Source organism: Aequoribacter sp., assembly GCF_965659035.1.
Taxonomy (GTDB): Bacteria; Pseudomonadota; Gammaproteobacteria; order Pseudomonadales; family Halieaceae; genus Aequoribacter.
On record NZ_CBFHWH010000085.1, the window covers coordinates 1 to 8892 of the forward strand.

The window sequence follows — 8892 nt, forward strand, 5'->3', positions numbered from 1 at the left end:
AGTCGGTAATTGGCCGGCACTTGAACGTGGTGTTGCGTCTAAAAACCCGTGCGGAGGCCGAATTGGCGCTCCGCATGGGTTGTGCAAGGTTATATCTAAGCTTGGCTGTCTTCTAACTGATAATGTTTGATCAGAATTTCAGCTACTTCAGGACGCGAGAACTCGGGTGGTGGCGCAATGCCATTGCCCAGCATTTCGCGAACCTTGGTGCCCGACAGCAGGATGAAATCTTCTTTTGAGTGATCTTCTGCTTCGTTCATCATGACCACTCGGCCTAACTTTGTTGAGTAAGCGGTGTGATCAGCTTTGAAGATTTCGATTTCTAAAGCGCCCTGCGGTACCTGCTCGTCAAAAATAGTCTGTGCGTCGAAGGCACCGTAGTAGTCGCCTACGCCGGCATGGTCACGACCTACAATAAGGTGAGTGGCACCCATGTTCTGGCGGAAGACTGCGTGCAGTACTGCTTCACGAGGACCGGCGTATAGCATATCAAAGCCATAACCTGACACCATCACACTGTTAGCCGGAAAATACACATCGACCATTTTGCGAATGCAAGCATCGCGCACATCCGCTGGGATATCGCCTGCCTTTAATTTGCCCAGCAGCATGTGAACAACGCAGCCATCGGCTTCTAAGCGCTCCATGGCCATACGGCACAGCTCTTCGTGAGCGCGGTGCATGGGGTTACGCGTTTGGAAGGCGACTACGATTTCCCAACCACGTTGTTTGATTTCGTCGCGAATTTCGCGTGCTGTTTGGAAGGTCTCCGGGAAATCGGTTTTGAAGTAACTGTAGCTTAAAACTTGGATAGCGCCCGATAGCAAGGTGTTGCCCAAATTCAAGAAGGTGGCCACACCCGGGTGATTGGGATCTAGGGTGCCGAAAATCTGCTGGGCCATTGTTTCTAGCTGCTCGGTCGATACCGCTTCGACAGTCTCGACGATCATGGTAGCCATGATCGGGTTGCCCGCGGTGTTTGGATCGCGCAGGGCAATTTCGTCGCCGACTTTGATACTGTCAGCGTCATTGGTCAGGTTAAGCACAGGCACGGGCCAGAATAAACCCGATTTGGTGTGCATGGTTTCGGCAACGCTTAGGGCGTCTTCCAAATTCATGTAGCCGGTGAGTGGGTTAAAGTAGCCCGCACCGAGCATGACGGCGTTTGCCGCTGCAGCAGAATTTAACAACAAAGACGGCAGGGTTTCGGCCCGTTTTAGAGCGTCTTTACGATCTTGTGCGTTGTCGACGTAAAGGTTGTTTAATGTGGTTGAGCCATGGGGCTTTATCATGTTCTAGTCCTTTTATTCGCTAATCAGGCCGTGTTGAACTAAGTAGTCGATGATGATCGCGACTTCTTGATCGAGTGGTGTGGTGTCGGTGTGTAAGTGGATTTCTGGCTTCTCGGGTGCTTCATACGGTGAATCGATACCCGTAAAGTTTTTGATTTCGCCGGCGCGAGCTTTGACATAAAGGCCCTTAGGATCGCGGTTCTCTGCCTCAGATAGAGAGCAGTCTACGAAGATTTCTATGAAGGGCATGTTCGACTCTTCGTGCAAACGACGCACTTGGTCTCTGTCTTCACGGAAAGGGCTGATAAAGCTTGATAGCGTAATAAGGCCCGCGTCGACAAACAGCTTAGAGACCTCGCCAATGCGGCGGATATTTTCGGTACGATCTTCGTCCGAGAACCCCAAGTTTTTGTTAATGCCCATGCGAATATTGTCGCCATCCAGCCGATAGCTCAGTTTTCCTCGCTCGAACAACGCTTCTTCAAGTGCAACAGCAATGGTGCTTTTACCGCTACCTGACAAGCCAGTAAACCACAGTGTTGCACCTTTTTGATTCAGTAAACGGTTACGATCTTCGGTTGTGATTTGGCCATGATGCCAATGCACGTTGGTTGCTTTTTGTTCTACCATGACGACATCCTTCTTGTGTTTTTGAATGTGTGCATGTTACGCAAAGTAATCAACTTAAAAAAACGGTTTTTTTAAGTTGATTAACCAGTTTAGTTGGTAGAAAGTGTCGGTAATTGAAACGACAGGTTGGCGCATGAAGCTCACATTAAAGCAACTCCAAGTGTTCTTGGCGGTGGCGCAACACAAAAATACGGCCATGGCGGCTCAGGCTTTGCACTTGTCTCAGTCTGCAGTGAGTGCGTCACTGAATACACTCGAACAGCACTATCAAGTGCAATTGTTTGACCGGGTGGGCAAGCGACTCGAATTGAATACGTTGGGGCAGGCGGTGCGCGTGCACGCAGAGCAATTGCTGGGTCAAGCTGAGGCATTAGAATCGGATCTGGCAGGTTATAAAGATTTGGGGCATTTGCGCATTGGGGCGAGTTACACTATCGCTAACCACATGGCGATTAATTACTTCAGTGACTACCTTGCCCAATTTCCCGAGGCAAAAATTGATTTGATCTCGGCGAACTCGCCCGACATTGTCACAAAATTACTGAACTACGAAATTGATATAGCGATGATCGAAGCGCGCTCGCCGCATTCAGATCTGGTGTTGGAACCTTGGGTAGAAGACGAATTGGTGGTGTTTTGCAGTGCGAATCACCCACTAGCTCAAACGGGGCGGCTGAGTGAGACCGCCATTCTAAAAGAGCGCTGGATCTTGCGGGAGCCCGATTCAGGCGCTCGGCAATTTTTTAATCGCAGCTTCGCTCATTTGATTAACGAAATGCCGATTTATTTACAGTTCCGGCACAATGAGCAGATCAAAAAAGCGGTGGAATCCGGGCTGGGTATTGGTTGTTTGTCTGAAAAAGTACTGGGTCCAAATTTAGAGTCAGGCAATCTGGTGCCTTTGTCGCTGCCGACTGGGATCAACCTTAAACGTCGGTTTTACCTGGCGACATTAAAAGATCGTTACCAATCATCCGGCGCTAACTATTGGTTGCGCTTGTGCGCTGCGGCTTAGCTTAAAAGTACCAGGCAAATTGGACCTGTAGTTGTAGGTCCATTCTGGGTTGATCTAAAAGGCCTGTGTACTCGCGACCGCCTTTGCCTAGGGGCCAAAGAAACGTCACATTCAGACGTGTGTTTTCGCTGCTATCTAGCGTGTTTTGCCAGTACAGCAAACCGCTGTGGTCGTTCAAGTTTAGAATGTGTGATATCTGGCTTTGCCATAGTGGGTGAGGCATAAAACTCACCCCGATGGCACTGTAGTCGCGGCCCAACGTATACAGCTCACCGTCCTGCAAGCGTTGAGTTAATTCAGGATTGTTGACGAAATCGAGCGGTGAGGTCGGTGTTCGCTTAAACCCAAAACCGTTGTGAAAGTATTCAAGCGAGATGCTCGCAGGCGCATTTAACCAAGTGAACCAATGCTGGAAATTGACCACTCCAGACACTACGTTTCCTTCGCTGCTGGTGTCTTGCGAGAGGATATCGCCACTGAGCAGCGCACCGCCGATCGGGATATTCCAGCCCAAAGCCACTTGGGTTTGATCTTTGTGCCGGGCAAAGGTGGCCGTCCAGTCAAAGCTATCGCCCATATGAAAATAACGGAAGGCATCGGAATTTCCGTCGCTTCGATCGACATGTAGCAACTGAATATCGCTGCCACTGTCCAGTACATGTTGCCAATAGAGCATGTCTATGCCCGGTTTGTATTCCGTATCAATGGCGACAGGACTGAAGGGCGCGAATACATCGACCGGATTAAAAAACAGCCCGTGCCCCCAGCTGATGCTGTCTCGACCCATAATAACGAGATTTTGCTCGGCACTGTACTTTAGGGCGAGGCGGTCAATATGCTGTCCTCGCGATTGGGCAGCGCCGTCGAATTGCCATGAGCCTTCAGCGCGTTGCGCATTGAGGCGGATGTTTTCTCCGCCATCGAAGCGCTCGCCCTGAGCAGAGAACTGTTGCTGCCCTAAATACTTAACATGGCCACTAGTATTCCAGCTAGAAGCCTGCGCGGCTCCGCACAGCAAAACGGCCAAGCTAAGAGTGAGTGTCAGATTCAATGCGGCCATCTTGCATGACAATTTGACGATGGGTGAATTGATTCACGCGGGTATCGTGCGTGGCAATAATAAACGTGGTGCCTGATTCTTGATTGAGCGTTCGAAAGAGTTCCATCAGTTGAATTGCTGTTTGACTGTCGAGGTTCGCGGTTGGTTCGTCGGCAAGCACTAAGGTCGGGCCGCTGACAATAGCGCGAGCGACCGCAACACGCTGTTGTTGACCGCCCGACAATTGGCTGGGTCGGCGATCATAGAGTCCTTCAAGTCCCACTCTATCCAGAATGGCTCGCGCCAAGGCGTCAATTTCTTGTTTTGGGCGGCCCTGCATTTCCATGATAAAAGCCACATTCTCGAGTGCGCTCAAAACGGGCACTAGGTTGTAGGACTGAAATACGAAGCCAATATGATGCAGCCGAAGTTGAGCTCTGTCGCTATCACTCATTGACGATAAGGTATGATCGCCAATAGTGATGGTGCCGCTGTCGGGTGTTGCCAATCCGCCAATGGCGTTCAATAGTGTTGTTTTACCCGAACCTGATGGGCCTGATAAGCATATAGAATCCCCCGCTTCGACCACTAGGTCTACGTGGTCGAGTCCCATGACTTGGCTGCTACCTTGTTTGAAGGTCTTACACACTTGTTCGCACACGACAGCCGCGTGATTATTGGTACTCATGTTTTCTGTAAAGCCTCTACTGGGTCGAGTCGAGCCGCACGTCTGGCCGGCCACCAGCTGGTTAGCAGTCCTAAGAGTAACACTAGAAGGTTGGTTGTGAGCCAATCCGCTACATGTACCTGTGCGCTTAAATAGGGACTGGCACCGGCCATCGCAAGACCCTCCGCCACTGAGCTGAGGTCAATGCCGTCGCCGAAGCCGAATAAGATACCCTGTGCTAGGACATTGCCGACAACTAGGCCGATGCCAATCATGACCATAGACTCCAATGTCAGCGCGGCGACCACAGATCTGGGTTTTAGACCAAGCGCTAACAGTAAGCCGATTTCGGACGTACGCTCAAAAATAGCCATGATCAAAGTGTTGACCAACGCAAAGCTCAAAGTCAAAAACACTACCGCTACAATAATAAAAACAAATCCACTCATCGTTTTCATTGAAGCGCTGAGGTATTCGTCAATTTGATCCCAGCGCAGCACTTCGATCTTGGCACCAAGAGCAGTTTGGAGAGAGTCTTGCAGGCGCTCGAGTTCGCCGATATCAGAGGTAAATAGGGCAAGTTCACTGATCTGATTTGGCACCTTTAGTAAGGTTTGAGCTTGACCGAGCGGCAGGTACACCTCGGCTTCTTCGTTTGCCGCAAAGGTGGTTTGGTAAATGCCAACAATGCGGTACCCTCGTTCTGCCAGCCCGCCGTCGCCGCTTTGCGTCATCAGCACAATACGTTTGCCGAGTTCGGTTTCGAGTTTTTCTGCCAGTTTGGCCCCGATTAAGATCCCATTGCTCTGGCTTGTGATGTCGTTACCCCCGACGACCTTGTAACCCAATCGTTGGTCTTGTGTTTCGCGCTCTGGCTCGATTCCCAACAGGGTAACGCCCTGACTGGCATATTCACTTTGGACGACTGCAGGTACTTTGATGCGTTGGAACCAGCGCGCCACGCTGGGATCGTTGAGCACGCTTTGTGTGGCTTCCGATGGAGCGCTGAAGCGGTGATCGATACTTGGGTCATCCAGATACTGCGCGGCATGAGCTTGCATGTGTCCAGGCAGATTATTGATGCCAGAATCCAGAATGCCCTGCATGAACCCTCGTGTCATGGCGACCATAAACAGCATGGCGCAGACCGCAATCGCGACCGCCGTTATCATCAAGAGACTGCGTTCCTTATTGCGCCAAAGGTTGCGCCAAGCTAATCGCGAAATCATGCGCTACCCCGTCCGGCCAGCAGCGGCAGTGCGCGCGCTTTAAGTACCGGCCAAACAGAGGCGAGGACGGCCCCAATAAAGACCAGGCTTGGCCCCGAAAATGTGGTAAACCAAGAGATCTCTGGATACATACGTGCTGACATATTGAACTTCGAGGCCATCTCTTCCATACCCTCAAACGCCAAGCCGTAGATGCTTAAATAGTAATTTAGCGCTAGGCCTCCGCCCACGCCAATGATCAATCCCAGTAGCCCCAGAAACACGGTTTCGGTGAACACTAAACGGCCGAGTTGACTAGGGGAAATCCCGAGAGCGAGCAAGGTGCCGAACTCCCTTCGTCGTTCCAATACTGCCATGAGTTGCGTGTTTAAAACGGAGAATACGATGACGACAACTAACACTACGTAGATGAAAAAGGCGCTAATAACATCGGACAGAATGGCTTGGCGAAGCCCGGGGACCAATTCGTTCCAGTCACGAATGGCGAGCTTTTGGGTGTTAACTACCGTTGATAAGCGCGCTTTGGCTTCTTCTGTTTCGCTAAAGTTGGGTAGAGCGATAGCAATCAGGTTCAGCTGGTCATCAGCGCTGAAGGTGTACTGAAATTCTGCTAAGGGCATTAAGGCGAGACCACGATTCATGTCCGTCATGCTCGTTTGGAAAATACCCACAACAGTCAGTACATTTGCTGCAAACGAGCCGTCATAGCCCGAGCCCAAAAGTGTCAGCTCGTCGCCGACCGAGACCTGAAGATTTTTGGCGAGTGTTTCGCCGATAACAATTTCGGTGCCGGTGTTAAGCCATCGGCCTCGGCTGATCGTGCCCGCGAGTAAGCCGAATTCTGCTTCTAACCTAGGCTCGACACCTAAAATTTGCGCACCGAAACTGCGGCTTTCGCTATTAAGCAGGGCGCCAGCTGCCAAGCGGGGTGCGAGTTTGATCTCTGCCCCCAGTATTGCTCTGATGTCATTGATCAGGCCTTCGGACTTGCCAATGGATTCACGCAGTTTGGGTGCGTCAAGATAGGCAGGCGTTTGCACCTGAAGGTGACCGATAAGCACGCCCAGAGTGTTATCGATCATCATTCGGTAGTTGCCGACTTGCAAGCCAATCAGAAAAATCAGGAGCGTATTACAAAACACCATAGCGCTGATGGTAAGCCACGAGCGTTTTTTGTGGCGCCACAAGTTGCGCCAGGCGAGCCGTTCTATTCGCATGCGTTAGCGCGCACTGCGAAGCTGGCCAACGGTGAAAATGTTGTCATCAATTTCAACATCAAACGCAATGCTGTTTATGGTCAGCTCGGTCCATTCGTTGGGTTTGTTCTGGTCTTGTACACGCATACGAGTTCCCACCGGACGACCGTTCATAATTTTGTGCTCAAGTGTCCGAATGGTTTTTACAAGTTGATGGTCTTGGTCCCAAAACTCTTGCTGTAGCATTAAAAAGTCGTCGCGGATGGTATAGATTTCTTTGCCCCAAACGACAGGCGCATCCTCGTGAGGGATAGAGCGAATGTGGTAAATTGTGTGTCCGCCTTCTTTACGTGTGCTAATCAACGTGTGGTCATATTCGTCGATTACGTCGGTATCTTTGGTGATATCTCGATTGGATAAGTCACTTCCCATCCAGCTTTGGGCCATCATCGATGAGGGGATTTTGATGACACGTTTAATGCGCGGTGAGTAAGACCACATATCGTCATCTAACAACAGCGTCGCGTTGCCGGCATCTTTCTTAGGTGCTTTTACAATCAAGAATGATTTATCCAAGCCCTTGGTGCGGCTGTGAATAGTCATGCTGCGTTCCCAGTCTGGGCGGTGAATGGTCATGGTCATTTCACCGTCAGATGACTCGCCGCGCCAGACTTCCATAGCGGCTTTGATAATGTCCGTGGCAGTGGGCGGGTCATCAGCCAGTGTGCAGGGTGTCAAGACTAACAACAAGAAGGCGAGAGCATTACGCATGTGATTACCTCCTAAGAATAAACTTCAGAGTGCCATGTTCATGTTGTGTCTGCAATGCTTGTTTAATTTTGGCCTTTTCAAGGTAATCAGACGCACTGTAATCGGTAAATTGAGTGTCTTTGTACGTGGTAGTACTCGCGTTGCCGCGCTAACATGTCGTCTTTGTTAAGATCATTGTCGGTTTTTACCAACATTTGCCTAAAGGTCGGGCTTCGCGCAGACATTTTTTTGAAACGAGTCGCTATGAGTGAGAATCAATCGGAAGTTTTGGCAAGAAAAGCCTGGCCTGCTTGGGCGAAATGGGTCAGAGATGTACTGTTTATCCTGTTCGTTTTTTTGGCGGTCGATGCATGGCATACACGCGACATGCTTGACGGGGATTCTGGCGCTATTTCTGAGCTGATCTTGGTGAGCCTAGAAGGGGATGTGACACGTATAGGCCCAGATGCCGAGCGTCCCACACTGCTCTATTTTTTTGCGCCATGGTGCAGTGTTTGCCGATTGAGTATGGGTAACTTGGAGTCCTTGAATGAGGCGACTGTGCGAGTCGTGGCCATTGCGCTTGACTACGCCAACCAAACCGAAGTCGAGCAATTTTTAAAAGATATTGATGTGCAAGTACCGACCTACTTGGGAACCAATGAGCTCAAGCAGCGTTTTGCGGTGAAAGCGTATCCCAGTTATTACGTGCTGGATGAAGACTTTGAGATACAAGGTCGTACCGTCGGTTACAGTACGACCTTGGGACTTTGGCTACGAACGCTCTAGGTCTCTTTCCCACGATACCAAATGGGTGAGGACCAAGCGCGCTCCTGAATGGTTTTTGCAAGATCTGAACGCGGTTCGACGCCTGCACGTATTGCGTCCCATGTAGACCAACGGCAGGTTGGGTTCTCGAGCACGCGCACATAGTAAAAGGCTTCTTGCGTGGGGTCGAAGTCGGGGTCGGTCCATACATTTTTCAATTCAGCTGCACCCACGTCGCCCGTGATTGAACAGTCGCTTAAATCAACGGAAGCGCCATTGTCGGGGCATCGGTTGGTGGCAGGATCT

At 50.6% G+C, this 8892-nt stretch carries 10 protein-coding genes; 2 read left to right on the forward strand and 8 right to left on the reverse strand.

What is annotated here, in order from left to right; translation table 11 throughout:
• Window positions 1-95: 95 nt before the first annotated feature.
• On the reverse strand, window positions 96-1292 hold the full coding sequence (gene sat, locus ACTF5Z_RS10140) for a sulfate adenylyltransferase (protein ID WP_438985527.1): 1197 nt from the start codon (window positions 1290-1292) through the stop codon (window positions 96-98).
• Between the two features lie 12 nt (window positions 1293-1304).
• Window positions 1305-1922 carry an adenylyl-sulfate kinase gene (gene cysC / locus ACTF5Z_RS10145; RefSeq protein WP_438985528.1) on the reverse strand — a complete coding sequence of 206 codons (618 nt, stop codon included), beginning with the start codon at window positions 1920-1922 and terminating at the stop codon, window positions 1305-1307.
• A gap of 133 nt (window positions 1923-2055) precedes the next feature.
• Here cysC and ACTF5Z_RS10150 point away from each other — a divergent pair, with 133 nt between their 5' ends.
• Window positions 2056-2937 carry a LysR substrate-binding domain-containing protein gene (locus ACTF5Z_RS10150; RefSeq protein ID WP_438985529.1) on the forward strand — a complete coding sequence of 294 codons (882 nt, stop codon included), beginning with the start codon at window positions 2056-2058 and terminating at the stop codon, window positions 2935-2937.
• 1 nt (window position 2938) lies between these two features.
• On the opposite strand, the gene ACTF5Z_RS10155 is transcribed toward ACTF5Z_RS10150, so the two are convergent.
• The 5 genes from ACTF5Z_RS10155 to ACTF5Z_RS10175 are packed head-to-tail and all read right to left on the reverse strand — an operon-like array spanning window position 2939 to window position 7839.
• Window positions 2939-3988, reverse strand: coding sequence for a hypothetical protein (locus tag ACTF5Z_RS10155; protein WP_438985530.1), 1050 nt, complete (start codon window positions 3986-3988; stop codon window positions 2939-2941).
• Window positions 3966-4664 carry an ABC transporter ATP-binding protein gene (locus ACTF5Z_RS10160; RefSeq protein WP_438985531.1) on the reverse strand — a complete coding sequence of 233 codons (699 nt, stop codon included), beginning with the start codon at window positions 4662-4664 and terminating at the stop codon, window positions 3966-3968. Before ACTF5Z_RS10160 ends, ACTF5Z_RS10155 begins: the two co-directional genes overlap by 23 nt.
• The gene (locus ACTF5Z_RS10165) at window positions 4661-5872 is read right to left on the reverse strand and encodes an ABC transporter permease (RefSeq protein WP_438985532.1); all 1212 of its coding nucleotides are present in this window, start codon (window positions 5870-5872) and stop codon (window positions 4661-4663) included. The genes ACTF5Z_RS10160 and ACTF5Z_RS10165 overlap by 4 nt, the downstream gene beginning before the upstream one ends.
• Entirely contained in the window at window positions 5869-7089 is a 1221-nt protein-coding gene (locus ACTF5Z_RS10170; protein ID WP_438985533.1) for an ABC transporter permease, read from the reverse strand. Before ACTF5Z_RS10170 ends, ACTF5Z_RS10165 begins: the two co-directional genes overlap by 4 nt.
• Before the next feature lie 3 nt (window positions 7090-7092).
• A complete protein-coding gene (locus tag ACTF5Z_RS10175; RefSeq protein WP_438985534.1) occupies window positions 7093-7839 on the reverse strand; it encodes an outer membrane lipoprotein-sorting protein in 747 nt (248 codons plus the stop codon).
• Window positions 7840-8082: 243 nt separating this feature from the next.
• Between ACTF5Z_RS10175 and ACTF5Z_RS10180 the strand changes: the two genes are divergently transcribed.
• Complete coding sequence (locus tag ACTF5Z_RS10180; RefSeq protein WP_438985535.1) at window positions 8083-8607, forward strand: TlpA family protein disulfide reductase; 525 nt, start codon at window positions 8083-8085, stop codon at window positions 8605-8607.
• Here ACTF5Z_RS10180 and ACTF5Z_RS10185 read toward each other — a convergent pair.
• On the reverse strand, window positions 8604-8892 hold a 289-nt coding region (locus ACTF5Z_RS10185; RefSeq protein WP_438985536.1), incomplete at its 5' end, for a DUF3604 domain-containing protein. The genes ACTF5Z_RS10180 and ACTF5Z_RS10185 overlap by 4 nt on opposite strands.